At 38.7% G+C, this 25,011-nt stretch carries 25 protein-coding genes; 8 read left to right on the top strand and 17 right to left on the bottom strand.

Going from position 1 to position 25,011, the window contains the following annotated elements; genetic code table 11:
* The first annotated feature begins 280 nt into the window (after positions 1–280).
* From AC1EJ0_RS05040 to AC1EJ0_RS05025, 4 genes are read left to right on the top strand one after another with little or no spacing between them, the layout of a single operon-like run.
* Complete coding sequence (locus tag AC1EJ0_RS05040) at positions 281–1,411, top strand: TlpA family protein disulfide reductase (RefSeq protein ID WP_480023415.1); 1,131 nt, start codon at positions 281–283, stop codon at positions 1,409–1,411.
* A 1-nt stretch (position 1,412) separates the two neighbouring features.
* Positions 1,413–1,553: a CD1871A family CXXC motif-containing protein gene (locus AC1EJ0_RS05035; protein WP_480023416.1), complete on the top strand. Its 141-nt coding sequence runs from the start codon at positions 1,413–1,415 to the stop codon at positions 1,551–1,553.
* A 4-nt stretch (positions 1,554–1,557) separates the two neighbouring features.
* On the top strand, positions 1,558–2,448 hold the full coding sequence (locus AC1EJ0_RS05030) for a 4Fe-4S binding protein (RefSeq protein ID WP_480023417.1): 891 nt from the start codon (positions 1,558–1,560) through the stop codon (positions 2,446–2,448).
* A gap of 57 nt (positions 2,449–2,505) precedes the next feature.
* Positions 2,506–2,967, top strand: a complete 462-nt coding sequence (locus AC1EJ0_RS05025; protein ID WP_480023418.1) for a MarR family winged helix-turn-helix transcriptional regulator — start codon at positions 2,506–2,508, stop codon at positions 2,965–2,967.
* 421 nt (positions 2,968–3,388) lie between these two features.
* Here AC1EJ0_RS05025 and AC1EJ0_RS05020 read toward each other — a convergent pair whose 3' ends face one another.
* From AC1EJ0_RS05020 to AC1EJ0_RS05010, 3 genes are all read right to left on the bottom strand, one after another.
* A complete protein-coding gene (locus tag AC1EJ0_RS05020; RefSeq protein ID WP_480023419.1) occupies positions 3,389–5,518 on the bottom strand; it encodes an adenosylcobalamin-dependent ribonucleoside-diphosphate reductase in 2,130 nt (709 codons plus the stop codon).
* A gap of 575 nt (positions 5,519–6,093) precedes the next feature.
* Entirely contained in the window at positions 6,094–7,212 is a 1,119-nt protein-coding gene (locus tag AC1EJ0_RS05015) for an ATP-NAD kinase family protein (protein WP_480023420.1), read from the bottom strand.
* Positions 7,187–8,434 (bottom strand): dihydroorotase, encoded by a 1,248-nt coding sequence (locus AC1EJ0_RS05010; RefSeq protein WP_480023421.1) that lies wholly within the window; start codon positions 8,432–8,434, stop codon positions 7,187–7,189. Before AC1EJ0_RS05010 ends, AC1EJ0_RS05015 begins: the two co-directional genes overlap by 26 nt.
* Positions 8,435–8,526: 92 nt before the next feature.
* Here AC1EJ0_RS05010 and AC1EJ0_RS05005 point away from each other — a divergent pair, with 92 nt between their 5' ends.
* Positions 8,527–9,927, top strand: coding sequence for an aminopeptidase (locus AC1EJ0_RS05005; protein WP_480023422.1), 1,401 nt, complete (start codon positions 8,527–8,529; stop codon positions 9,925–9,927).
* A gap of 49 nt (positions 9,928–9,976) precedes the next feature.
* On the top strand, positions 9,977–10,711 hold the full coding sequence (gene pgeF, locus AC1EJ0_RS05000) for a peptidoglycan editing factor PgeF (protein WP_480023423.1): 735 nt from the start codon (positions 9,977–9,979) through the stop codon (positions 10,709–10,711).
* A gap of 266 nt (positions 10,712–10,977) precedes the next feature.
* On the opposite strand, the gene AC1EJ0_RS04995 is transcribed toward pgeF, so the two are convergent.
* Together AC1EJ0_RS04995 and spoVG are read right to left on the bottom strand one after the other, a co-directional pair.
* Complete coding sequence (locus tag AC1EJ0_RS04995; RefSeq protein WP_480023424.1) at positions 10,978–12,345, bottom strand: MATE family efflux transporter; 1,368 nt, start codon at positions 12,343–12,345, stop codon at positions 10,978–10,980.
* Positions 12,346–12,510: 165 nt separating this feature from the next.
* On the bottom strand, positions 12,511–12,819 hold the full coding sequence (gene spoVG / locus AC1EJ0_RS04990; protein WP_058259771.1) for a septation regulator SpoVG: 309 nt from the start codon (positions 12,817–12,819) through the stop codon (positions 12,511–12,513).
* Between the two features lie 156 nt (positions 12,820–12,975).
* On the opposite strand from spoVG, the gene murC reads away from it, so the two are divergent.
* Both murC and AC1EJ0_RS04980 read left to right on the top strand, forming a co-directional pair.
* A complete protein-coding gene (gene murC / locus AC1EJ0_RS04985) occupies positions 12,976–14,361 on the top strand; it encodes a UDP-N-acetylmuramate--L-alanine ligase (protein ID WP_480023425.1) in 1,386 nt (461 codons plus the stop codon).
* 802 nt (positions 14,362–15,163) lie between these two features.
* On the top strand, positions 15,164–16,558 hold the full coding sequence (locus AC1EJ0_RS04980; RefSeq protein WP_480023426.1) for an alanine/glycine:cation symporter family protein: 1,395 nt from the start codon (positions 15,164–15,166) through the stop codon (positions 16,556–16,558).
* Between the two features lie 76 nt (positions 16,559–16,634).
* On the opposite strand, the gene AC1EJ0_RS04975 is transcribed toward AC1EJ0_RS04980, so the two are convergent.
* The 12 genes from AC1EJ0_RS04975 to AC1EJ0_RS04920 form a co-directional block, all read right to left on the bottom strand.
* Complete coding sequence (locus AC1EJ0_RS04975) at positions 16,635–17,351, bottom strand: hypothetical protein (protein ID WP_480023427.1); 717 nt, start codon at positions 17,349–17,351, stop codon at positions 16,635–16,637.
* Between the two features lie 9 nt (positions 17,352–17,360).
* Positions 17,361–17,780 carry a histidine kinase gene (locus AC1EJ0_RS04970; RefSeq protein WP_480023428.1) on the bottom strand — a complete coding sequence of 140 codons (420 nt, stop codon included), beginning with the start codon at positions 17,778–17,780 and terminating at the stop codon, positions 17,361–17,363.
* A gap of 11 nt (positions 17,781–17,791) precedes the next feature.
* Entirely contained in the window at positions 17,792–17,995 is a 204-nt protein-coding gene (locus AC1EJ0_RS04965; RefSeq protein WP_019214835.1) for a helix-turn-helix transcriptional regulator, read from the bottom strand.
* A gap of 222 nt (positions 17,996–18,217) precedes the next feature.
* The gene (locus AC1EJ0_RS04960) at positions 18,218–18,739 is read right to left on the bottom strand and encodes a GNAT family N-acetyltransferase (RefSeq protein WP_480023429.1); all 522 of its coding nucleotides are present in this window, start codon (positions 18,737–18,739) and stop codon (positions 18,218–18,220) included.
* Between the two features lie 8 nt (positions 18,740–18,747).
* Positions 18,748–19,590 (bottom strand): amidohydrolase family protein, encoded by an 843-nt coding sequence (locus AC1EJ0_RS04955; RefSeq protein ID WP_480023430.1) that lies wholly within the window; start codon positions 19,588–19,590, stop codon positions 18,748–18,750.
* Positions 19,591–19,773: 183 nt separating this feature from the next.
* Complete coding sequence (locus AC1EJ0_RS04950) at positions 19,774–20,601, bottom strand: hypothetical protein (RefSeq protein WP_480023431.1); 828 nt, start codon at positions 20,599–20,601, stop codon at positions 19,774–19,776.
* 112 nt (positions 20,602–20,713) lie between these two features.
* Complete coding sequence (locus tag AC1EJ0_RS04945; protein ID WP_480023432.1) at positions 20,714–21,514, bottom strand: metal ABC transporter permease; 801 nt, start codon at positions 21,512–21,514, stop codon at positions 20,714–20,716.
* Positions 21,508–22,206 (bottom strand): metal ABC transporter ATP-binding protein, encoded by a 699-nt coding sequence (locus tag AC1EJ0_RS04940; protein WP_480023433.1) that lies wholly within the window; start codon positions 22,204–22,206, stop codon positions 21,508–21,510. Before AC1EJ0_RS04940 ends, AC1EJ0_RS04945 begins: the two co-directional genes overlap by 7 nt.
* The gene (locus tag AC1EJ0_RS04935; protein ID WP_480023978.1) at positions 22,193–23,416 is read right to left on the bottom strand and encodes a metal ABC transporter solute-binding protein, Zn/Mn family; all 1,224 of its coding nucleotides are present in this window, start codon (positions 23,414–23,416) and stop codon (positions 22,193–22,195) included. Before AC1EJ0_RS04935 ends, AC1EJ0_RS04940 begins: the two co-directional genes overlap by 14 nt.
* A 112-nt stretch (positions 23,417–23,528) precedes the next feature.
* Entirely contained in the window at positions 23,529–24,239 is a 711-nt protein-coding gene (locus AC1EJ0_RS04930) for a ZinT/AdcA family metal-binding protein (RefSeq protein WP_480023435.1), read from the bottom strand.
* Between the two features lie 326 nt (positions 24,240–24,565).
* Positions 24,566–24,724 (bottom strand): hypothetical protein, encoded by a 159-nt coding sequence (locus AC1EJ0_RS04925; RefSeq protein ID WP_480023436.1) that lies wholly within the window; start codon positions 24,722–24,724, stop codon positions 24,566–24,568.
* The gene (locus AC1EJ0_RS04920; RefSeq protein WP_480023437.1) at positions 24,721–24,957 is read right to left on the bottom strand and encodes a uracil-DNA glycosylase family protein; all 237 of its coding nucleotides are present in this window, start codon (positions 24,955–24,957) and stop codon (positions 24,721–24,723) included. Before AC1EJ0_RS04920 ends, AC1EJ0_RS04925 begins: the two co-directional genes overlap by 4 nt.
* Positions 24,958–25,011 lie beyond the last annotated feature (54 nt).

The raw sequence follows: 25,011 nt of genomic DNA, 5'->3' as shown, positions 1-25,011 counted from the left end.
CTCCTTTTTTATTATTAGCTTACGCTTATATTCTATCACAATGGATATCTTTTTACAAGAACTATTTACCCATTTTATTAATTAATTAAACTAAAACGATATTGAATTTATTTTATAACAATAGTCTTTAATATACATATAATATGAAAGAAGTTTTAAAATTGTGCTATTGTTACTATTTTGTAAACATTATTTAGCTCAATTGACTTGTAAAGAAAAAATTTATATTGTATAATTATTTTGTAATTCGAAGAAATCATTTTAATTTATGGAGGGAAAAATGAAAAATCTAAAAAAACTTTTAATTTTATTAATGATGACAAGCTTATTTTTATTTAGCTGTAACAAGTCATCAGGAAACGATTACGTTGTTGATCAAAGTGAGATCAAATCGACTGAAGAAGACATGGACAAAGGCACTATCGCCATCAAGACTAGCGGTGTTAAGTACACTTTAAACCCTGAAGTTTGGGGCAAGCCTTTCGAGAACATCCACGTTTACAACGAACTACTTGAAAAGAGAGACCACGCTGGAGACATCTACGGCGGCGTTAAATCAAGCTTTGCTAGTACTGAACAAGCAGATGCATACGCAAAACTACTTATGGATCAAACACTTAGTGAAGAAGATAAAAAAGCAGAACTTGATAAAGTTATCAATGAATTCTCTAAGATGTGGGCTATAAATGTTATAGCTGATGACAAGATGCCAAAGGATGACGAAGGCCTAAAGGCACTAACAGGCTTTGACAATAACGAAAAACTAGCAAGCGTTGATGGATACAACTTTGTATGGTCATACATGAACAAGGCCGAAGGACTTACAGGCGAAGATCAAGAAATATATGATAAATTATACGAAGACCTTGAAAATGTTAAAAAATCTATCAAAGTAGCTAAGCCACTTAGCGTTGACGGCGAATCGGGTGCGGCTGCAAAATTCGATTTCGATACAAAAGACATCTACGGCAAAGACTTCTCTGCTAAAGAATACCTAGCTGAACATGAATACACAATCATGAACGTTTGGGGAACATTCTGCGGACCATGTAAAGCTGAAATGCCAGACCTAGCTAAAGTTTATGAAGAATACAAAGACAAAATCGGTTTCTTAGGCGTTGTATCAGACGTAGCTCCAGAAGATGATAAGATGAGCGACGCTATGAAACAAAATCGTGACGATATTATCGCACTTGGCAAAAGAATCATTGAAGACAAGGGCTGCGCTTATCCAAACCTAATTCCAACACAAGAGATGAACGACAAGTTCCTAGCAGCTGTAACAGGTTACCCTACAACATTCGTTCTTGATAAAGAAGGTAACATTGTTGGCTCACCTATCATCGGTGCTCAAAGCTACGAACAATTTAAAGAACTTTGCGAACAATTCGTTCCGAAAGAAATGAAATAAGATGAAGAAGAAAAAAGTCACACAATATGTATTCTTAGCCATGGCAATAGCTTTTTTATTCATTGGCGTGAAGAGACTTGACTACTTGACAGTTTTAAAAAAGGCAGCCAATATCTGCTTTGAATGCATAGGATTAGGTTAGAATTATGAAGATAGTTAAAAAATCAAAAAGATGGATGTCGCAAGTATTATTTTTCTTCGCATCCAATCCAATACTTCCAAATTATTTAAAAGGCAAAATATATCAAGGCGATTTGAAGAAGTACTGTGTACCAACACTGAACTGCTACTCATGCCCTGCTGCGCTTGGAGCCTGCCCCATAGGCTCCTTGCAAGCATCCATTGGCTCGCCAGCACACGCAATAGCTTTTTACGTACTAGGATTTTTATTCTTATTCGGAATACTTTTAGGTAGATTCATCTGCGGCTTTTTATGCCCATTTGGACTAGTTCAAGACCTTTTATACAAGATCAAGACAAAGAAGCTTGTGATTAAACCAAAAGTCGCTAAGTACCTAAGCTACATAAAATACGTCGTGCTAGCAGTCTTTGTAATAGGCATGCCACTACTACTAAAGGATGATTATGGAATGAGTAACCCATACTTCTGTAAACTTATCTGCCCACAAGGCATATTAGAAGGAGGCCTTCCATTAATCGCTAAAAATGCAGATTTAAGAAGCATGCTAGGAACACTGTTCTTCTCAAAACTTACTATTTTAATAGTAGTTGTCCTAGTAAGTATATTCTCATACAGAGTCTTCTGCCGCTTTATCTGCCCACTAGGCGCAATATACGGCCTATTCAACAAGATAAGCTTCTATAACTTCTCCATCGACTCATCATGCATACACTGTAAAAAATGCGAGAAAGTTTGTAAATTTGGCATAAAGACATATGAGAACCCAAATTCACCAGAGTGCATCAGGTGTAACGACTGCGTAAGACATTGCCCAGTAAATGCAATAAAAGTAAACCATCTATTCGGTCAAGTAGGCTGCAAAAGCTGCTCAAAGAAAGAAAATTTGACAAAGTAGCTACTTTATTGTATAATAATATAATAATACTATTGTAAACACTTGAAGGAGGATACGATGGACGAGATTATTCGTGATATAGAACTGTTTTTAAGGAGAGCCGACTTTGCAGTCAGAGTCGAAGGTAGAAAGGTTTTGTCAGAGATATCAGTGACACCACCACAATTCTCAGCACTTCAATTTATAGTCAAAGAAAAAGACAATCCAATCAGCATAGGCGACTTAAGTAGATCCATGGGTCTTGCATTTTCAACCGTAACCGACCTTATCGATAGGATGGAAAAGCTAGGCTTTGTTGAGAGACGCAAAGACGAACACGACAGAAGAGTCATACGCATCTACCCACTTGAAAAAGGCATAGACGTCTTGGACCAAGTAGTTGCTCACAGAGTTAACTTTGTTGAGGGCGTTATCGATGGTCACTACACAGACGAAGAGAAAGAGCACTTACAAAGAGAGCTGCAAAAGCTGTCAGAGCTGCTTAGAGAGAGCAAGAATAAATTAGAAAAGAAAAATTAATATTTACTTAAAGAGTCATACGAGAGTGTGGCTCTTTTTTTCTATGAGAATGGCTGGAGAAGCAACTTTGCTAAAATGAGTGAATTGATTAGATAAAGTAATTTTGATAAAGATGGTGATTTTGATAGAGATAGTGTTTTTATTAGAGAAAGTGATTTTGATAGAGATAGTGTTTTTATTAGAGAAAGTGATTTTGATAAAGATGGTGATTTTGATAGAGAAAGTGAATTTACTAGCAATAGTGATTTTGCTTATTAAGCAATTTTGCTATGCTTAGTAATTTTTAATAAGATAAGAAAAATGCTTATCATGGCAAGGCCATAAGCGCAGGCAAAATAATTATCGTGGCAAGACCATAAGCATGGCATATAAAAAGATCCCGAAAATAATCGAGATCCTCTGATAAATATATTAAATTAAATTAGATTGAGCAAGGACTATAACCACAGTCTTGGCACTCTCTGCAGCCGCCTGAGTGATTCATCTTGCCGCCGCACATTGGGCAAACATCAGGGTTTTCAGCAAGCGCGCTCTTTGCAAGTGCATCGATTTCGCCTTGTAGCTCGTCTATCTTTTCTTTAGTAGATTTTTTATTGTTCGAGATCAATATGCCGGCTCTTTGGCAGCCATCTCTATAGATAGTTACGCCCTTAAGGCCCTTTTCCCACGCGAACATATATAGCTCTTCGACTTGCTCTACTGTAAACTCGTTTGGAACGTTACATGTTGATGATATTGACGCGTCGATAAACTCTTGCCAAGCTGCTTGAACAAGTATTCTGTCTTTGTAATCAAGGTCTTTGCTTGTTACGATAAAGTCTGGAAGGTCCTCTTCGTCTCTAATGCCGTGTGCGTCCATGTACTCGCGAACGATTTCTGTATAAACTTTGTAGTAAGTGTCTTCGTTGTTTAAGCTTTCTGTCTTTCTTGTGTATGAAATTTGGAATATCGGCTCAACGCCATTGGAGCAGCCAAGTAATGTTGAGATTGAGCCTGTTGGAGCCATTGTTAATAGCTGTGAATTTCTTACACCATATTCCTTAATTAATTCGATTACGTCTGGATCGGCGTTCTTTTGAAGGAATTTTGATGCTAAGAATTCTTTTTCTCTATACATTGGGAATGGTCCGTCTTTTTTCGCAAGCATAGCTGACTCTCTAAGTGCTTCATTTATCATGACTTTACCTATCTTCTTGATTAGGTCAATGGATTCGTCTGAGCCGTATCTAATGCCCATCTTGATAAACATGTCAGCGACACCCATAAGTCCCAAACCGATTTGTCTAAGATTTTTAGCTACTTCTCTTTGCTCCTTAAGTGGGTGAAGCTCTGCGTTCTCGTCTAGAACGCCATTAAGATATCTAACGCCATGTTTAACGGCTACTTTAAAATCTTCAAAATCGAAGTAGGCATCTTCTTTGAATGGATATTTAACGAAGTTTGAGATATTTATTGAAGATAGATTACAGCTACCAAAGGCTGGTAGTGGCTCTTCTGCGCATGGATTTACTCCTGCAAACTCAAAATCGTCGAACTCGCTCATTAGGTGCCACGAATCAATTCTGTCTTTAAATAAAATGCCGGGTTCTGCATCATTCCAGTTATTGTAGGCTAGTTTTTCGAATAATTCTTTGGCTCTAACTTTTTTGTGTATCTCTTGACCATTGGCTTCAACAGTGAAGTGTAGGTCGTATTCTGTATCGTTTTTAACTGCTTTCATGAACTCGTCATCAACATTGACAGAGATGTTTGCGTAAGTCACCTTGTCAAGGTCATTCTTCACGTTGATGAACTCTTCGATATCTGGGTGAGATGAGTCCATGTTTAGCATAAGTGCGCCACGTCTACCGCGCATACCTATAAGCCCAGTAACTAAGCTGAATAGGTCCATAAATGAAACTGATCCAGTCGTAGTAAGCGCTGCGTTATTGACTCTTGCTCCCTTTGGACGAAGTTTGGAGATATTTACGCCGCAGCCACCGCCATAACTATAAGTTCTAGCAAGGTACTTTGCTGTGTCAAAGATAGATTCGATGCTGTCTTCGACCTTCGGCATTACATAGCAGTTCGATAGAGTGATCTTTCTGCCAAGCTTGTCAAGGCCGCGTCCTGCAAGTATCCTGCCCGCTGGCATAAACTTTTTATCGCTAATAGCCTTTTTTATATATTCATTGCCGCCACTAACCCTAGTAAGGAAATCGTTGAAAGTCTCGCTATCGTAGCGATATTTCTTTTCGTATATGTCCCTTTGAAGAGCTGTCATGTCCCAGCCCTTTTCTCTAAGCTTAGTTCTTTCTTGTCTGTAAAGAATGTATTTCTTCGCAACTTCTGGTCTATACTTCATTAGAGCAAGTTCAACTAAGTCTTGAATGTCCTCTATGTTGACAAGGTCCTTGCCATTAACCTCTTCAAATACTTCACTCGCGATCTTTTGAGAAACTTCTTCATCGACCCCTTTTTCAGTTTCTTTCATCGCCTTTTCGATGGCAATTTTGATCTTGTCTTGCTCAAAATCGACAACATTGCCATTACGCTTTTCTACCTTTAACATAAGTCCTCCTATCTATATATTGTTTAAAAATTATAACTACATACTAATTATAGTATAAGCAGCATGATTTTTCAAGATAATAATTATGAAATTATCTTCATAAATTTATAGATAGATCAGCTTTATGCTAATGGCCTTGCTTATAGAAATTGGAGTAAAATAAAAATAATACTAAAGAATGATTTTTTGATTTTTTGTGAAAATGGATTTTCTACTTCCCAAAGTCAAATATTTTTAGAGTTTGGGAAATAGGATTGGGCAAAGCATTGTAATGACTTGATTGTGAAATTAGCAAAAAAATTAGCTTGTAATAATCTATTACAAGCTAATACAAATATTCTTACTAATTATTAATTAAAATCGGTAACACTATCGACAAAACCATCACAACACAAAGTATCATTGCGAATGTTCTTGCGAGTGACTTACTCTTTCTCCATTTGCGTTTCAATTTACTCATACTCTCCTCTTCCTCTGTTTTATTCTAGTCTTTCTTTTATCACAGAAAATATTATACTATGTTTATAAAATTTGTCAAGGCTTTTTACAAAATATTTTCGCAAAGCTAATAATTTTTACAAATAAACAAGTTTTATTAATTTCATGTAATTATAGTCGACGATGACGTTGTAGTAGCCAGCTAGGTATTCGTTTGTCGCGTCATCACCTGTGTCTGCAAGCAAATTGCCGCCGGCGATGTTATTAATCTTCGACTGTGTCGCAATGACTATAATATTTTCCTTGCCAACTTCTCTTATGACTCTCGAAGAAAACTGCTGATTGCCACGGCCAAAAATGTAGCCTTGTCCGCCAATGATGGTAACGATAATCTTTCTCTTCGGATACTTCATAAGCGCTTCGTAAATGTCTTTTTCGCTCGCATCTTTTTTAATGAGCTCCTTATTATATACAAGGTCGACGCCAAGAAGTGAATTTTCAAGGCCTAGAAGGTTCATAACAGGGCGTATACTTGAGCCACTTCCGACTATATATAAGGTGTCGTCCTTCATCTCATCAACGACATATTGAGCGATGGACTCAAGATCTGTGTTCTCTGATGCACTTTGAGGGCTCTTACCCACTTGCATCATTCTTCCCTTGTTAACTACATTTAGCGCGCCATAAAGCTTCACGTTCAAAACTTCGTTTCTGAACGCTTCCTCATCTATATCCATGACTTCTGACTCGATTATCTCGTAGGATTCATCTAATAAAAAGGCTCTGATGACTTCTGAAGCGGACTTTGGTGAAACACCAAAGACGGAGCTATGCATCTTAGTGCCTGCAGGTATCCCGATTACAGGTTTTGTTAGGCCCACAGCATCGTAAACGTCACGAGCTGTGCCGTCGCCCCCTGCAAATACAATTAGGTCCACGTCCCTCTTAAGTATCTCTTTCAAAGCCATTTTCGTATCTTCCGCCGTAGTATTAGCCTCTGTCTCGTAAACGACCTCATAATTTAGTCCAAGCTTTTTCATCTCGTCCTCGCCGAGCCTGTGATTGCCCGTATAAACCTTGAACTCATCCTTTATATCAAGTAAATGGCTGAAAGCCTCTTCGCACCTCAAGTGCGCCTTTTCACTCGCGCCACGCTTTATCGCTTCTTCGTATATAGCCTCGCCGTCCGAGCCCTTTAGGGCAACCGAGCCGCCGACGCCAGCCTTTGGATTAACAATTAAACCTATTGTCTTCACTGTAAACCACCTTTCCGTCCTTTATTGTGTACTTCACCTTTCCCTTTAATTTTTCACCTATGAATGGCGAATTTTGAGACTTAGATGAAGATTTTTCATATATATACTCTTCGTTAATGTCAAAAATCACTAAATCAGCCCTCGAGCCGACCCTTATGCTGCCCTCTTCAAGTCCATAAAGCCTTGCAGGATTGACAGTTAGCATCTTTATAATTTTTACTAGATCAATACCATGCTTATGGTGAAGCTCATCTATTGCAAGTGGCAGAGCTGTTTCAAGACCTATGATACCGCTCGGAGCGCTGAAGAAGTCCTTAGCCTTTTCCTCAGCCGCATGAGGCGCATGATCAGTCGCGATTATGTCTATGGTACCGTCCTTGATAGCTTCGACTATCGCCTCTCTATCGGCAGCCGTCCTTAGTGGCGGATTCATTTTTGCCAAAGTGCCGTGTTTTTCAACAGCATCCTCTGTTAATGTAAAGTGATGAGGAGTGACCTCTGCAAATATTTTATCCGTGTATTTTTTGTAATTTCTAATAATTTCAAGTGCATCCGCAGATGAAATGTGTTGGAAGTTTAATTTTGAGTCAGCTTTTACTGCAAGATAAGCATCGCGAGCCACCATAACAGCCTCGGCAATAGCTGGAGCTGTTTCATTTTTGCCAGCCTTTTTAATAAAAAATGGATCTTCCTCATGTAAACTGATTGGCGCATCATACTTTTTCGCTTCGATTAGAGCGTCGTATAATAGTTTCGCCTTCATTATAGGCTTGCCATCATCAGTAAAACCGATTGCCCCTGCCTTGTAAAGCGCATCCATATCTACAAGCTCCTCGCCCAGCATGCCCTTAGTCACGGTAGCATTTTGATAAATCTTTACGCCTAAGTCCTTTGATCTATTTAATATATCTTCAAGCGTTTCAGTATTATCAACCACAGGCTTTGTATTTGCCATAAGAAGTACTGAGGTGTAGCCGCCTCTCTTAGCTGCGGCTGCTCCCGTAGTCAAATCTTCCTTATAAGTTTGGCCGGGGTCCCTAAAGTGCACGTGCGTATCTATTAGCCCGTGTGATATATAAAGTCCTTCGCCATCGATCACGCAAGGATCATCTTTTTCAATTCGCTCTTCAATCGCAGTCACTATGCCATTCTCAATAAGCATATCGACTCGTCTTATGCCATTTGCAATTGTATCAATAAAATTAATATTTTTAATTAACATAAAAAACCTCCATCAGCATTTTAATATTTATACCCAAAAGGGATGAATTTTGTGCGCCTTTATGTTATAATATAAAAAAAGGAGGAATTACAATGGCAGAAAAAATTTCATGGCTAAGCCTTTCAAACGATGTGCTTGAGGACGTTACAAGCTACAACGAAGAGTACAAAGACTTTTTAACAAAAGCAAAAACTGAAAGACTAGCAGTTAAAGAAATCATACGCATAGCTGAAGCTAACGGCTTTAAGGACTTAGAAGAAGCTATCAAAAACGGAACAAAAGTTAAGAAGGGCGACAAGCTTTACTTAAATAACAAGGAAAAATCAGTTTTAATGTTCGTTATGGGCGAAAAGAAACTTGAAGAAGGCCTAAGAATAGTTGGCGCTCACATAGACAGCCCAAGACTTGACCTTAAGCCAAATCCACTATACGAAGCAAGCGAACTAGGCTTTTTAAAGACTCACTACTACGGCGGAGTTAAAAAGTACCAATGGACTACAATCCCACTAGCTTTACACGGTGTTGTTTATACAAAGGATTTAAAGAGAGTAGATATATCTATAGGTGAAGACGATGACGATCCAGTATTTACAATCACAGACCTACTAATCCACCTATCACGTGAACAAATGCAAAAGAAACTTGCTGAAGGTATACTTGGCGAACAATTAAACGTGCTTATGGGCTCAATACCATTGGCAGATGACGATGACGACGATGACGATAAGAAAGACAAATCAAATCGCGTTAAAGCCAATGTTATGAGAATCATCAACGAAAAATATGGCATAGAAGAAGACGACTTTAAAGTTGCCGAAATCGAAGTAGTTCCAGCAGGCAAGGCTCGTGACCTTGGTATAGACAGATCCATGATCTTCAGCTATGGCCAAGACGACAGAGTTTGCGCATTCGCAGGACTTAAGGCTATACTTGACATGAAGCAAGGCGAGCACACAGCTCTAGCCATGTTCATGGATAAGGAAGAAGTTGGCTCACAAGGAAACACTGGTATGGCAAGCTACGTTCTTGAAAACGCTCTACACGAGTTAGCAGCACTAGAAGGCGAATACTCAGCTCTTACAGTTAGAAGATGCCTAAAGAACTCTTGGGTACTTTCATCAGACGTAACAGCAGCTTATGACCCTAACTTCGACTCAGTTTATGAAAAGAACAACACAGCTGTATTAGGCGGCGGTATCGCAGTAGCTAAGTACACTGGATCAGGCGGAAAAGGCGGCTGCAACGATGCAAACGCAGAATTCTTAAGAGATGTAAGAGATATCTTTGACAAAGCAGGCGTTGCTTGGCAAACAGGCGAACTTGGTAGAGTTGACGCAGGTGGCGGCGGAACTATCGCATACCTACTAAGCAAGTACGGCGCAGAAGTTGTTGACTGTGGTACAGCAGTTTTAAACATGCACGCACCAAACGAAGTTACTTCAAAGTTCGACACATACATGTCATACAAAGCTTATAAAGCATTCTTTGAATAAAATACATGAGGCACCTTAATTGGTGCTTCTTTTACATATGAGGAAAATTATGAAAGATTATAAGATTATAGATGAAAAATATTTGACAAGCACTTACCTAAATGACCTAGGTGTCACAAACATCATGAGCCTTAAGCCCATCGACATAAAAGGAGATGAAGACTACTTTTTAAACGAGCTTCCAAAAGTACTTGAGCATATCGGCCTTGATTATAGCAGCATCAACGTTACACGCCAAGTGCACTCGAACAATATCGTCCACGTTAATGTAAAAGGCGATGGCGGGGTGAATTTCTACGACGAGACAGATGGACTTATAGGGCTCAAAGGCGATGTCCTTGTGATTAAGAGCGCAGACTGCCTACCCGTAATAGTCTACGATAGCGTCAATGCGCGCATCGCAGCCGTTCACTCAGGCTGGAAAGGCACAGCAAACTCCATAGTTAAAGAAGCAATCACAAAGATGGTGGGACTTGGCTCGAGCGCCGCAGATTTGAAAGTTTATGTCGGACCGCATATACAAAAAACTTCATTCGAAGTGATGGACGATGTAAAAAATGTATTCGAGAAGAATTTTAAATACAAAGACATTATTTTTAAAAAAGATGAGAAGCATTACCTTATAGATTTAGGAAAAGTAGTTAAGCTCGATACAATAAGTATGGGAGTTAAAGAAGAAAATATATACATCTCAAAGATAGACACAGTCACAGATAAGCGCTTCCACTCGTATAGACGAGACAAAAAAGATTATGGACTGATGTATACAATGGTTTGTATATAAAAAATGAAAAAATTTGTCCCGGATATTGTATAAAATTCGGGACAAATCACTCAAAAAAACAATGCTAGCTAAAATAACTTAGCTAGCATTTTTATTTTTTCTAACGCACTATAAACGTCTATATTAAGCCATTCTATAAATCAATTCATGCAAATGGCGCGTTTTTATCCAAGTATTTGGCGCGTTTTTATCCAAGTGTTTGGCGCGTTTTTATCCGTGTATTTGGCATTAAAAAAGAGCAGCTCACACTGCTCTTACAAATACATCTATTCATTTGTTATGTTCTTGATCCACTTCTTCGAAATTACTCTCGGTAATCCTATGGCTGCCTTGGCAAATTCTTCGCCGCACGCCATCAAGTACACGTAGTGAAGCGGTAATTTTAATACTACTGCTCCAAGGAAGGCTAGTGGCACACCTATAAGCCAAACGCAACTCATCTCAAGCGCCATGGAGTATCTTGTGTCTCCACCGCCTCTAAATATGCCGACTATAAGGGTCGAGTTATGTGTCTTAACGAAGAGTGCAATACCCATGGTGATGAATAAATCTGCGGCTATGGCTTTTGATTCTGGCGTGATATTTGGGAAGATGACGAAGAAGGACTCTCTAAATATGATCATCAAAGCGCCGAGTACAATTCCTGTCAAGGCTGAGAGCTCTAGTAACCACGTTCCATATCTATACGCCTGATCCTCGTCGCCCGCGCCGATTGAGTTGCCGACTATAACTGTACAAGCGCCGGCTAGTCCCCTAGCTAAAACAAAGAAGATGTTTTGCACTGTCATACCTATCTGCAAGGCTGTAACGCTCCTTGTTCCTAGCTTTGCGTAGGCTATCTGATAAACTATTTGTCCTAGGGACCAGAATGTTTCGTTCAAAATTACTGGGCCCGCTGTCTTTAGGTAAAGCTTTTTGAAATGGCTGTCAAAGGTAATGAAGTCCTTAATCTTGCCTTTTAGTGGACTTCTGTGCTTTTTAAGTGCTATATATAAAACGATAAATTCAAGTATACGAGCAAGGATAGTACCTAGCGCGCCACCCGCTACGCCCATAGCTGGAAAGCCAAGTTTACCAAAGATGAAAACGTAGTTAAAGAAGGCGTTTCCGAAGAAGGCAAATGTCGATGCAATTAAAGGCGTCTTTGCATTGCCTATGCTTCTCATCGATACTGAATAAATAAAGTTCACTGCTGTAAGTATATATGAGAAGGAAACTACTCTAAGGTATGTAACGCCGTAAGGGATTACGTTTGCGTCATCTGTGAAGATCCTCATCAGCTGTTCTGGTATAGCTAGCGCCAATATTGTGAATATACTTGCCACGATCACGGATAGCATCAAGGCCATGCCATGTGATTTTCTCACGCCTTCGTAGTCTTCCTTGCCATTGTACTGAGCAATCATAACTGAAGTACCTGTCGCTATCCCGAAGCAGATAAGCGTCATAAAGAAGAAGATTTGGTTTGCAAGACCAACTGCCGATATCGCATAGTCCCCTAGTGACGATATCATCGTTGTATCCAGTGTATTAAGTACACTTGCGAGCAGATTTTGAAGTGCGACTGGCACTGCAAGGCTATATACTAATTTTAAAAACTTTTTATCCTGAAACATTTCACGTAAATTTTTCATATAACTCATCCTTTCAATTCAATAATTTTATCATTTACAAGATGACTTGTCAAGACATTTCGCCTTACGAATGGAAAAGATCTTCCTCCATATATATAAATATATTTTGCAAAGAAAAAAGAGCCTGGCTAGAGGCTCATATTTCTAATAACTAATTAAAAATTACTACTTTTCTTCCATTACTAGTATTTCTTCATCAGCTTCGTTTTTTGCGTCTTCAACAGCTGCTTCGTAAGCTTTGTAAACTTTTTCTTCGATGTCAGCTCTTGCTTCTGTGTTGATTGGGTGGGCTACGTCTCTGTAAGTACCATTAGGTACCTTTCTTGAAGGCATTGCAATGAATAAACCTTCTCTTCCTTCGATAACTTTGATGTCGTGAACAACAAAAGCGTTATCAAAAGTAACTGAAGCTGTTGCCTTTAAGTTTAAACCTTCCTTGTCAACTAGTCTTACTCTTACGTCTGTGATTGTCATTTTCTCCATCCTCCTAATTCAGCTAAAATTTGCTTGATTTTTATCATAATATATATTATGATAGTTATATAAGCGAAATTATAAAATAGCTTATATATATATTATACTAAAGAGTTGAATTATTTTCAAGTACTTTTTATATATTTAGGAGGAAAAATGGGATTTTTTTTGAAAAAACACAATATTGATAATATATTTTTCATAGGCATAGGCGGAATAGGCATGAGTGGACTTGCTGAACTGCTTATCTCGGAGGGCTGCAAAGTTAAAGGCACTGACACAGGTGAATCACAAATCATAGAGAGACTTAAGAAGATGGGCGCCGTTGTATACAATAAGCACGAAGCAAAAAACGTTGAGTCATCAAAGGTAGTTGTTTACACAGACGCGATACGTCCAGACAATCCAGAGCTTTTAAGAGCAAAGGAGCTTGGCCTTGAGATTTATGACAGAGCAAGCTTCTTAGGCGAAGTGATGAAGCTCTTCCCTAACTCAGTTTGCGTTTCAGGCACACACGGCAAAACCACTACAACATCGATGATTGCTTCAATCACAACACATACGCAAATGGATCCAACCATACTTTTAGGTGGCGAACTTGACGAAATTGGCGGCAATATCAGGATAGGTAAAGGAAACATCATTGTCAGTGAAGCCTGCGAGTACAAGGCAAACATCTTAAAATACAATCCTACCATGGCCATGATACTAAACATCGACGAAGACCACTTAGACTTTTATAAAAACATCGAAGACATCATCGCCACATTCAAGAAATACGCTGACGACGTGCCATCAACTGGCTACGTCCTATACAATAAAGACGACGAACACGTTATTGAGGCCATCAAAGACGTTAAGGCCAAAACCATCAGCTTCGGTGTTGACTCTGATGCTGATTATAAAGCTGAGAACATCACTTATGATGAGAATGGCTGTGCGAACTTCGATTTAATTCACAACAACGAAAAAACTGAGATCAAGCTAAGCGTTTTAGGTAAGCATAACGTTTATAATGCGCTTGCTGCCATCGCCATGGCGAATACTTATGGCGCTTCACTACAAGATATTAAGAAGTACATCCTTCTATACGCTGGCGTTCACAGAAGGATCGAGACAAAGGGCTACATCGGAAGCGTGCGCATCATAGACGACTACGCACATCACCCAACAGAGATCATGGCGACACTTGAAGCCGTGAAGAAGATGGCTAAAGGCAGGATCATCACCATCTTCCAGCCACATACCTTCACTAGAACGCAAAAGCTTCTAGAAGGCTTTGCCGAAGCGTTTAAGAGAAGCGATGTAACCATCATCACAGACATTTACGCTGCGAGAGAAAAGGATACAAAAGTCGTTCACTCCAAGGACCTAATCAAGTCTATGAAGGAGCACGGCTACGATGCGATGTATATCTCGAAGTTCGAGGACATCGAAAATTATCTTCTTGACAATCTAAGGGAAAACGACATCATCTTAACTGTCGGCGCGGGCAATATCTACAAGCTTGGCGAGGACCTTTTAGAGATTAAGGAAAAATAATATAATTATAGAATAGTTTTACAAGGCACACAGCGATGTGTGTCTTTTTTTATGCTTATGGCCTTGCTGCGATAAATGTTTTGCCACGATTATGGTCTTGCTCCTCTGCTTATTTTTTCACTTTGCTAATGGTTTTGATACGATTTTTATTTTTGCTATCTTTAGTAATTTTACTTTTGAAAATGGTTTTGCTATGATTAGCAATTTTACTTTTGAAAGTGATTTTGCTATGATTAGCAATTTTACTTTTGAAAGTGATTTTGCTACGATTAGTAATTTTGATTTTGCTAATGGTTTTAACACGATTTTTATTTTGCTATCTTTAGTAAATTTGCTTTTGCAGAACGATGCCTTTTTAGTGAGAAAAGTGATTTTCACGAGCGCAGCATTCGGAGAAAACTGTTTTTAGTGAGAAAAGATATGTTCCAAAAGCAGCGCATTGAGACAAATTGCTTCAATTGCTTTGCGTAGGACGACGGCCAAAAATCCATCTAGTTGAGCGCAGCGAACGAATATGGATTTTTAGTCGGACAAGCTTAGCAATTGTCAATTTGTTGAACTAAGCTGCGTGGAACTATCTTTTCGATGTGCAAGCGAAGGAAAACACTTTTCGATGTGCAAAACAATATGAGTGAAATAAGTAAAAGCGCCCCACCATTATCATAGCTAGACCATTCGTAAAATTAATACTTAAGGCGTTAAGTATAATAATTTCTTATGCTATTAATAAAAATTTATCATCTTTCAATCTATTTACTCTTTATTTACTTCTATGATATAATAAAGAAAAGGAGGGAATAATATGATTAATACATATTTAGCATTTAAGCTAGAGCCCATCGTCAAGGCGATCAACAGTGTTTTATGGTCAAAGTTTTTGATGTATGCGCTTCTAGCTTTGGGTATATTCTACACTATATATCTAGGTTTTCCGCAGATCACTAAGCTTGGTCTTGCGTTTAAATACGCTTTCGGCGGATTATTTAAAAAGAAAGACAAAAAAGAGAAAAAAGATGATGTCGAGGTCGAGGTAAACTCTTTCCAAGCGCTTGCTACGGCGATTGCCGCTCAAGTTGGTACTGGTAACATCGGCGGTGTAGCTACTGCTGTTGCATCTGGTGGACCGGGTGCGATTTTCTGGATGTGGGTTTCTGGTATACTTGGCATGTCAACTATATTTGCTGAGGCAGTTCTTGCTCAACTATATAAGGAAGAAAGAGACGGCGAGCCTGTCGGCGGACCATCGTACTACATTTCCAAGGGTCTTAATTCAAAGGTCTTGGCAAGTATATTTTCAGTCGCTATAATTTTAGCTTTGGGCTTTGTCGGCAACATGGTTCAATCGAACTCCATAGCCCTAGCTATGTCGAACGCGCTAAATGTTAATGCGCTTTATATCGGTATCGGACTTGCGGTTCTTGTTGGCTTCGTCGTTATGGGAGGCGTCAAAAGAATCACGTCTATGGCTGAGCTTGTAGTGCCTTTCATGGCGCTTATCTACATCATCGGTTCATGCGCTATCCTATATATATACAGAAATCATTTGGGACTAGTTTTTTCTGGCGTATTTAGAGAAGCCTTCTCAACTGAAGCGGTTATCGGCGGTATGGCTGGTACTGTTATGAAGGAAGCGATTAAAAATGGCGTTGCGAGAGGACTTTTCTCGAACGAAGCTGGTATGGGCTCAACACCTCACGCTCACGCAACTGCAAAGGTTAAGGACCCTTGTATACAAGGTTTTGTAGCGATGGCTGGCGTTATTGTTGACACTATCGTTATCTGCTCAATCACTGCGCTTATAGTTCTAGCAACTGACGCTCACATGTCGGGTGCAAAGGCTGTTGCCATCACTCAATATGCGTTCACAGCGGCTTTTGGTAAGACTGGAACCATATTCCTAGCAGTATCACTAATGTTCTTCGCCTTCACAACCATAGTCGGTTGGTACATGTTTGGCGAGATGAACATCCGCTACCTATTCAAGGGCAAAGGGGCCATCAACGTATATAGAGTGCTTGTACTTATATGCATCGTCGTTGGCTCGGTATTCGGCTCAAATCTAATTTGGGACCTTGCCGATACATTCAACGGCTTCATGGTCATCCCGAACCTTATCGCTCTGTTCTTACTTGCGCCTCAAGTAAAAAAGGCGTACAAAAACTATTTGCGTAGAAAAGACATGGGCGAATTGGATTAATTTTGTATATTGAAAGGCTCTCAACATATGCTGAGAGCCTTTTTTACGTGTATAGAGCTATAATATTATTATAAAACTATTTGTCAAAATTTGCTTTTAGTAGAGCTTCGATGCTATCATAGCCAGATGGATCAAGATCAGTCATGCTAGCAGTATACTCGCCTTTTGAGTCGATGACAAGAACTTTATTTTCATTGTTAAGCTTGTATTTAAAAGCAAAGATGCTGCTTAAGTAGTCTATGTCAAAGTAAAGAGTCTCGTCAATGACCTTCACTTCTTCAGGTGCGTGCTTCTTGTAGGCAAAACTGTCAATTCCTTCGTCGTCACCGACGAAGCTGTAGCTGATATTGTAGCTTTCATTATAAGTATAGGAAAACTCCATGCTTCCAGGGTAAACGCCGTAGATGATTTCGTTGTCGTTAACGAGTTTTGAGTAGTCAGTCACTTGATCAAGAGCCTTGTCGTCAGCATATTCGCCACTCTTCCAAGCGCGAACCATGATCTTGTTAATGCCAGATGCGTTAAATAACCTTCCGCCAATAGTCTCTACGTAGCCGTAGTCTTCGCCGTCAACACTTACAGCGTATTCGATTTCTGCATCTTCATCTATTTTTTCTTCTGTTTTTTCATTTTCCTCGTCAATAGGCTCCTCGCCCTCTCTGGTCTCAGGCACTGCCTCTTCATTTGCATCCGCTTCTTCTATGCCCTTCTTTATAGCTTCCTCCTTGCTTGGTCCGCCGCACGAGACCATAAACATGGATAGAGCGAGTAAAATTAATAATATTTTTTTCATATAAACCTCCTAAACTAGTTTATTATAAGCCTTCTTTTGAAGATCATCAAGCCTTTCCTTATTGCCCTTCGCCATAGCGCCAGTAAAAGGCACCTCATAAAGCACTTTGGCTCCTAGATGAACTAAAGTAATATTTGCTTTGCTGCTTTTATAATCCACAGTAAAATTTTCAATCTCGTCCCAAGGCATCAAAACAAAATTTCCCTTCACAGAATTTGAAATTTCCTTCTCATATATACCCTTTTCACTAAAATATAATACAAAAGATCTAGCACTGTCCATAATATAATACAATTTACTCAAAAGTAACTTAGCTAAACCCCTTTTGAAGTCATTGCGTTTTAGCGTAAATAAATAATTTTTATCATCATTAAAATCTTCTTTGACCTTATCTGCGATTTCACTCGCAGTATTCATTAAAAGACCCATGTCTATACCTCCTACTTAAAAATAAATACTTCCTTAATGTCCTTGCCTAAGACCTTGCAAATCTTGTAGGCAGTCTCAAGACTTGGGCTGATAGTTCCCGCCTCATACGCCATGATGGATCTTCTCTTTAAGTCCACCGCCTTGGCAAGCCTGTGCTGCGAAAGACCTTGCTCCTTTCTAAATTCAGCGATTCTGTTTTCGATTATAACATCCAAACTATCACCCCTTATAATTATGGTTACATTTATAGTACTAAATATGTTACATTTATAGTACCATAGTCATGGATCTTTGTCAATAGTTTTTTTGTAAATATAAAAAAGTGACCTAGAATTAACTAAGTCACTTTGATTATGGGATTGAGTTATCCTAAAATTTCGGATAAGTCATTTCCTATTTCAGAAAAATGCCATTATGGCAATAATTCTAAATAGGATTTATTTAAAGCTAATTAATTCTTCTTCTTTTAATTCGTAGTAAACAATAGATTGCTTCTCTCCAAGCTGATTCGTCCACGAGTCATATTCAATACGAATTTTCTTAAAGCCAAGCTTTTCGTAAACGTGCTGAGCTCTTTCATTATTTAGATTTGTCGTTAGGAATATGGTCTTCGCGCCCATTTTGAAGAGCTCTTCTATAAACAAAGTAAGTATTACTCGTCCAAGCCCCTTCTCTTGATAGCTACTATCGCATATCTTTATACCTATCTCGCATCTATCATCATCAGAAAACTCATAATTCATCTCGCCAATGGCCTTGCCTTTGTACTCAATCATCAGTACTCTGTGAGTATCAGTGTAATTTTTGATCTGCTCCTTGATTTTCTCTTCATTAGTATTCACTCCGTTCGGGAAACCTGCGTGAGCCATGACAGAGCCGTCGTTCCACCAAGATGCGAGCTGAGCCGCATCAGTATCAACCACATTTCTAATTAATATGTCTTTGTAAATTATCTTCATAAGTACTCCTATATCTCTATATTTAATAATTTACATATATTTTTATATGCAATCTTCTCCATATCCTCATCTGAAAAATTCATTTCATCCAATATATTGCAGTATCTTTCGTAAACATCTTCTGCCTTTGTGTTATAAACTTGTGGAAAGTCAGTTCCAAAGATAAGCCTATCGGCACCGAATGCTTTTAATATACGTTCTGTCATATCTCTACCATATATTTCATATAGCTTTGGCAATATATATGAAATATCCACGTAAGTAAGTGCACTTAGCGCGTCTTGCCACTTCATTCCGCCAAGATGTGAGGCTATAAAAGTTATGTCAGGAAAGACTTGTATCATCTTGTTAATTCTATCTGGAGCACAGTCGTCGTGAAAGCCGATCATGGTTGGATTTGAGTGCACCATAACTGGAATTTTGAGTTCAGCCGCTTTACGAAGAACAGGGACCATCCTTAAATCATCGAATGGAATGTTTAAATTGTTCGGATGAATTTTAAGACCCGAAAGGCCATTGTCTTTAATCGCAATTTCTAAATGATTTGGTGCAACGTCTAAGATATATGCACCGTTATTTTGAATGTCAGCAAAGGCTAAGAACAAACCATTAGACTGCTTTACTTGTGATGCGAGCCAATTGTTATTCGTAACAGTTTCTTGATACATGTATGTATCGTTTGTTGGCTGCAAGATAAATTTCTTGACGTTGTATTCTTTAGCAATTTGCTTAAAATAACTCTTATTTGAATATGTCCAGCAGCTCTCCTTGTCATCTTTAAAAAATTCTCTAAAATCTTTTGTAACAAGATGAGCATGTGCATCAATTTTCGGAATCTCTTTCCACTTCATATTATCACCTCTATATAATTCAATAATACCACGAAGGCGGCTAAAAGTAAAGAAAAGTGACGAAGAATGAACTAAGTCACTGTGATTATGGTTTTGAGTTATTCGAAATTTTCGAATAAGTGAACCTATTTCGGAAAAATGCCATTATGGCAATAATTCTAAATAGTATTTATTTTTGTTCACTTATATCCTTTCTCTATACTCCTTCAAATTATTCTTCATAAGTCTCTCCCACTCATTAAGAACATCTACTAAGCCAGCTACATCCATCTCTTCTTCAAGCACGAGGCTATCTTTGCCTTTTTTGATTACGCCTATGTATTCTTTTTGAAGCTTTTGTGTTCTCTTCATAAGTTTATCCTCTTCAATAAGTATAAACATAGTCACTAAATCAAGTAGAGCCGCTCTAAACAGCGTATTCATTGACTCTCTTAGTTCCTGCTTAGTAATCACACGTTTTGAAAAATGGATTATATCCTTTTTAAGTGCGCCAAGATTTTCTATAGACTTTAAGAGCGGCTCCTCCATATCAACGTCCTTAGCATCGCATTTTTCAAGATGTGCAAGCTGCGTCACTTCATCAAGCCTTTCCTTAAGCTCCTCTGCAGTCCAAACGAATTCGTCAGGCTCGTCACTATCATCATATTTATTATTTATAAATCTAAATCTATTATCCTTGTAATCTTTAAAAATTATCGCATGCTTATTGCCTGGAGCAATATTAACACCGAGCATATAGTTTTTATCTGATGCTTCTAATATTTTCAAAACTTCATCTTTATCATATTTCTCTTCAATAAATTCATAGCCAAGAGCATTTAGATAAATATCAAAAATCTCTTTTGACTGCAGCATAGGACCTGCCAAGTAAGAAGCTCCATCTTTTAATAATAGGTATGGTAAATAAATCGCATTCGCAATTACGAAATCTTCTGTGTCAATGCCTTTCAAAAATAATAAATTAGCCACGCCCGCGTAAGAGCACGACGAATTAAAATACATATATTTCATATACTATCTCCTTTCATTCCAATATCAACTGTCTTCATTAAATAATACCACGAAGGCGGCTAAAAGTAAAGAAAAAGTGACCTAGTATAAACTAAGTCACTTCAAGCTCTATTTACTTAACTTTTTTGCGCAATAGTGATGCCATAAAGAAAAATAGCATTCCTAGTACTGCTGCTAGTATTATAGCTCCACCTGGTTTCACGTCGTAGTAAAAACTTGCTGTGATACCTGATAGCATGTACACTAGTCCTAGCAGTATCGTGATTAGAAGCGTCTTCTTGTATGAGCGTGCAAGTATAAGACTTGTTGCTACTGGCAAAACCACTAGCGATGTCAGCATTAGTGCACCTACTAGCTTCACCGCCATAGCTATGGTGATGGCGCTCAGTAGTGTGAATGCTGCATTTACTAATCTTACCTTAACTCCTGAGAGTCTTGCAGTGTTTGGATCTATGGCGATGGCAAGTAGTCCTGCGTACTCTTTGATGCTTGCAAATACTACAAATACAAAGACTACTAGTGAATTAATCACGTCCTGCATCGATACTGAGGCGATACTACCAAATAGGTATGAATCAAATGATGTTCCTCCCGGAGCGAAGTCCGATAGTATCGAGGCTACTCCAAGGCCTATACTCATGATTATGGCTGTTGCCATGTCGCCGTATTGAGGGAATTTATGGCGAATAATCTCGATTAGAAAGGCTGCAACTACGCATATGACTAGCATGCCTATAAGTGGGTCGAAGCCTAGTATAAGGCCCATACCTACTCCTGCTAGTGCAGAGTGCGATAGTGCGTCACCTATCATCGAAGTTTTTCTATTTACCATAACTACGCCTATGGCTGGCACCATGATTGATAAAAAGAAGGCAACTACGAGCGCCTTTCTCATAAATGCATACTCTAGCATGTCTTCGCCTCCTTTTTAATCTCTAATTTCTCTAGGCCGCCATCCTTTATTTCGTAGATGGCGTCAAGCTTTGTATATGCCATGACCTCGTCTAGGTCATGCGTTACTAAAACTATGCTTGTGCCTTTGTCGTCGTTCAAAGTTTGTATTGTTTTTAAGAAGGAAATTCTACTTTCTTCGTCGACTCCGGCTGTTGGCTCATCTAGTATTAATAGTTTTGGATTGTTTAGCATAGCTCTGGCTATCATGGTTCTTTGTTGTAAGCCACCAGATAACTCGTTAACAGGCTTGTTCTTGTACTCAATTAGCCCCAAATACTCTAAAATCTCGTCTACTTTTTTATAGTGTTTTTTGCGTGGGAACTTGAAAAATCCAAAGTCCTCATAAAGGTTCAAAACAACCATCTCCCTAACGGTGATAGGGAAGCTAACCTTGCTAACAACACTCATTTGCGGCACGTAGCCTATATCCTTGTAGCTTTTATATGACGCTATAGGTTTTTCTAAAATTTCTACCGATCCCTTTTGCGGTTTAAGCTCTCCTAAGAGGTTCTTGATGAATGTTGATTTACCGCTACCGTTCGCTCCAACTATGGCGATGAAATCACCCATCTCTAGCTCTAAATTTATATCAGAGAGAACTTTGTGATCAAGGTATGAAAAGTCTAAATTTTTTATGCTAATTGCTTTCATTTTGTAATTTCATCTCCTCATATAGATTCGTTAGGTTCATCTTCATTAGCTCAATGTAGTCCATCTCATCAATCGTTTGACCAGGTATTATAAACTCCATACTAGCTAGTGGACTTATGTGCGCACCCTCTATCTCCTCAGAAATAACTTTGGCAATGGCTGTCGGCGCACCGTACTCATAAAATATCGTCTTGATATGACCTTTCTTTGCATAGTCGATTGCCCTGACCATACTCCTAATGCTTGGCTCACTCATCGATGTAAGTCCTTGAAGTGGGTACTGCGTTAGTTTAAAGTCTCTAGCAAGATAAGCGAAAGCATAGTGCATTACGATAAACTCCCTCTTATCAAGCTCTTGAAACTTGTCACGAAACTCAGTTTGCATAAGAGTTAGCGTGTCAACCGCCTTAAACCTTCTCATATCAATCATAGCTGCCTTTTTTGGCACAAGATTCGTTATCTCTCTTGCTATGGTGTTAAGGTAAGTCTTCGCATTGTTTATCGATAGCCAAGAGTGCGGATCGTAAGTGATCTTGTCAAGCTTTTGTGAGCTGCCTCTTAAGAGTTCCTCTCCCTTCATCGGATTGTCCTGCATATCGACAAACTCGAAAGACAAGATGTCCTGAGGAAGTCTGTCCGTGTAGACTATCCACTTTCCAGTTTCAGGAAGCACGTAGTTTAGCTCACCCGACTCATGACGCATCTTTATCCTGTATACCTTGCCATCTTCAACGTCAAGCTGCGTTTCTTGGCGAACAATGTCACCTTCTACATTCATTATCTTGCGTCCTTCTTTCATAAGCTCATCTTCACTCATGCTGCCATCATCTTTTTTGAAAGCTATACGCAAGTAGTCTTCGTGAGTGTGACCAAATAATATGTTGTTTCTGTTTTCCTTGTAATCAAATCTTGTCATGAGCTGAAAGTCGCCGATGGCTGCCGCCCCAGTGTAAGAGATGAGGTCAACGTTATCAGACAAAGTCAAAACCTTCAAGTCAGGAAGGTTCTCTTTAATCTTATCAACCCATCTCTCCATGTTAGCTCCGTTAACAATCAAAAGATCAGCCTTAGCTAGCCTTTTGATGTCCTTAGCAGATGGCTCCCAGCTGTGAACTGTAGCAGACGTTGGCATAAAGCTCTTCACTTCTACATCATCTGCTGCCACCATCTTCGTAAGCTTATATATAGGAAAAAAAGAAGTATAAACCAAAGGCTTGTCCCCGGTCATACCTCTTTCTTCTATAGCATTATCACATGAAAAAAATGTTATTGATACAAGGAGCAAACATAGGAATAATAATTTTCTCCTCATATTAATGAAATTACTCAGTTAATTCTTCAGCAATGTCTTGGCTGTCTACAGATGTTCTGATGTATGTTGGGAACCACTTGCTGTCTTGGTCCTTAATATCATCTAAGTTATCAGTATATCTTGTGTGATAGTGAGCTAAGTGCTCTTCACCGTGGATTTGCATTAAAGCCATGTACTTCTTAACGTCTTTAGAATCAGTTTCAAATACGAACCAGTTTAAAGTCTTGTTTCCGTGAGGTACTTCGATAGTGTCAGCTAATTTATACTCAGCCTTAGCAATTTCATTGCCTTCACCAATCTTGCCATCATAGAAAGTGATAGTGTTGCCTTCAATGTGTAGACCCTTGTAGTCAGTTGCTCTTCTTTCTTCGATGCCCTTGATGTAATCATCAGCAGACATACCCTCTTCCTTAGCCTTTTTTTCTATAGCTTCCTTAACAACAGGGTCGTCGTAGTAAGCGTTGATAGAGTTCCAGTCTCCAGCCCACATTTCTAAAGAAACATCTTCAGCTGCTGGAGCTTCTTCGTGATCATTATCATGATCGTGGTCGTGATCGTCATTGTCTTTTTCGTCCATAGTATCTTTAGCGTCAGCAGCTGCTTCAGTCTTTTGTTCTTCATTTGCTGGTGCTGGCGCATCGTTTTTCTTGCATGCAAACATCATAGATGAAACTAGAGTTAGAGCTAATGCAAGAGTTAAAAATCTTTTTGTGTTTTTCATTTAAAACCCTCCAATGTAATATTTTGATTGATGCCTTTCTCCTCTTAGCACTAATCAGTGGTAATTATAGCATAGGCTAACTACTTTGTCAATACCCTGTATGGATGTAATTCTCTTGCTTACGCGGCTTTTCATATAAGCGAATTTTTATATTAATAAATATTAATATTTTCTAATAAAGTAAAATACATATTTTGTTAGCTTTGCCTAACTCAATGAAAAAGCAAAAATATTTCAAAGAATAAATTAATAAAATGTAAAAAAAAACTATGAATTATCATACTTTATAGGTAGTAAATAAAAAAGACAGAACGAGTCTGTCTTTATTATAAACTTAAATTGTATACAGTCAATACTAAGACGAAAGTCTTGTGCACCCCTTCATCCTCAAAGGACGAAACCTGAATTATGTACTCGTGGAACTTCTTGAAGCTTCTCATAGCCGATACGAAGTCGTCGATCTCGTCCTCACTAAGCGTCTTCATCTTGGCAATAGTTGTCTTGATAAAAAGTCTTTGCGCGTGGCAATGCCATTATCAAGGTCTTCTTTAAACAAAATCTCCATAACGCGCCAAAATCTATTTTGCGGATGGCCATAGAAAAAGCCATATTCGCGAGTCTTGACCGATGGAAATGAGCCAAGGATCAGAATTTTCGAATCCTTTGTAAAGCATGGCTCAAGCGGATGGACTATGGTTTTGTAATTATTATCTGTCATAAAATTATCACCTCTATATTAAAAGAAGGCAAATATATTTACTTAGCCTTCTCA

This window comes from Fenollaria sp. C0166D3 (assembly GCF_056590255.1).
The sequence above is the reverse complement of the archived record's forward strand: the minus strand, read 5'-3'. Positions and strand labels throughout refer to the sequence as shown.

Bases quoted from the DNA above. Each gene is read 5' to 3' on its own strand.
- spoVG (WP_058259771.1), bottom strand. From the start codon at position 12,819: ATGACAATCACAGACGTAAGAGTAAGACTAGTTGACAAGGAAGGTTTA.
- AC1EJ0_RS04930 (WP_480023435.1), bottom strand. From the start codon at position 24,239: ATGAAAAACACAAAAAGATTTTTAACTCTTGCATTAGCTCTAACTCTA.
- AC1EJ0_RS05005 (WP_480023422.1), top strand. From the start codon at position 8,527: ATGGCAGAAAAAATTTCATGGCTAAGCCTTTCAAACGATGTGCTTGAG.
- pgeF (WP_480023423.1), top strand. From the start codon at position 9,977: ATGAAAGATTATAAGATTATAGATGAAAAATATTTGACAAGCACTTAC.
- AC1EJ0_RS05030 (WP_480023417.1), top strand. From the start codon at position 1,558: ATGAAGATAGTTAAAAAATCAAAAAGATGGATGTCGCAAGTATTATTT.
- AC1EJ0_RS05040 (WP_480023415.1), top strand. From the start codon at position 281: ATGAAAAATCTAAAAAAACTTTTAATTTTATTAATGATGACAAGCTTA.
- AC1EJ0_RS04925 (WP_480023436.1), bottom strand. From the start codon at position 24,724: ATGAAGACGCTTAGTGAGGACGAGATCGACGACTTCGTATCGGCTATG.
- AC1EJ0_RS04970 (WP_480023428.1), bottom strand. From the start codon at position 17,780: ATGGGTCTTTTAATGAATACTGCGAGTGAAATCGCAGATAAGGTCAAA.
- AC1EJ0_RS05010 (WP_480023421.1), bottom strand. From the start codon at position 8,434: ATGTTAATTAAAAATATTAATTTTATTGATACAATTGCAAATGGCATA.
- AC1EJ0_RS04940 (WP_480023433.1), bottom strand. From the start codon at position 22,206: ATGAAAGCAATTAGCATAAAAAATTTAGACTTTTCATACCTTGATCAC.
- AC1EJ0_RS04920 (WP_480023437.1), bottom strand. From the start codon at position 24,957: ATGACAGATAATAATTACAAAACCATAGTCCATCCGCTTGAGCCATGC.
- AC1EJ0_RS04975 (WP_480023427.1), bottom strand. From the start codon at position 17,351: ATGAAAAAAATATTATTAATTTTACTCGCTCTATCCATGTTTATGGTC.
- AC1EJ0_RS05020 (WP_480023419.1), bottom strand. From the start codon at position 5,518: ATGTTAAAGGTAGAAAAGCGTAATGGCAATGTTGTCGATTTTGAGCAA.
- AC1EJ0_RS05035 (WP_480023416.1), top strand. From the start codon at position 1,413: ATGAAGAAGAAAAAAGTCACACAATATGTATTCTTAGCCATGGCAATA.
- AC1EJ0_RS05025 (WP_480023418.1), top strand. From the start codon at position 2,506: ATGGACGAGATTATTCGTGATATAGAACTGTTTTTAAGGAGAGCCGAC.
- AC1EJ0_RS04955 (WP_480023430.1), bottom strand. From the start codon at position 19,590: ATGAAGTGGAAAGAGATTCCGAAAATTGATGCACATGCTCATCTTGTT.
- AC1EJ0_RS04980 (WP_480023426.1), top strand. From the start codon at position 15,164: ATGATTAATACATATTTAGCATTTAAGCTAGAGCCCATCGTCAAGGCG.
- AC1EJ0_RS04945 (WP_480023432.1), bottom strand. From the start codon at position 21,514: ATGCTAGAGTATGCATTTATGAGAAAGGCGCTCGTAGTTGCCTTCTTT.
- murC (WP_480023425.1), top strand. From the start codon at position 12,976: ATGGGATTTTTTTTGAAAAAACACAATATTGATAATATATTTTTCATA.
- AC1EJ0_RS04960 (WP_480023429.1), bottom strand. From the start codon at position 18,739: ATGAAGATAATTTACAAAGACATATTAATTAGAAATGTGGTTGATACT.
- AC1EJ0_RS04995 (WP_480023424.1), bottom strand. From the start codon at position 12,345: ATGAAAAATTTACGTGAAATGTTTCAGGATAAAAAGTTTTTAAAATTA.
- AC1EJ0_RS04950 (WP_480023431.1), bottom strand. From the start codon at position 20,601: ATGAAATATATGTATTTTAATTCGTCGTGCTCTTACGCGGGCGTGGCT.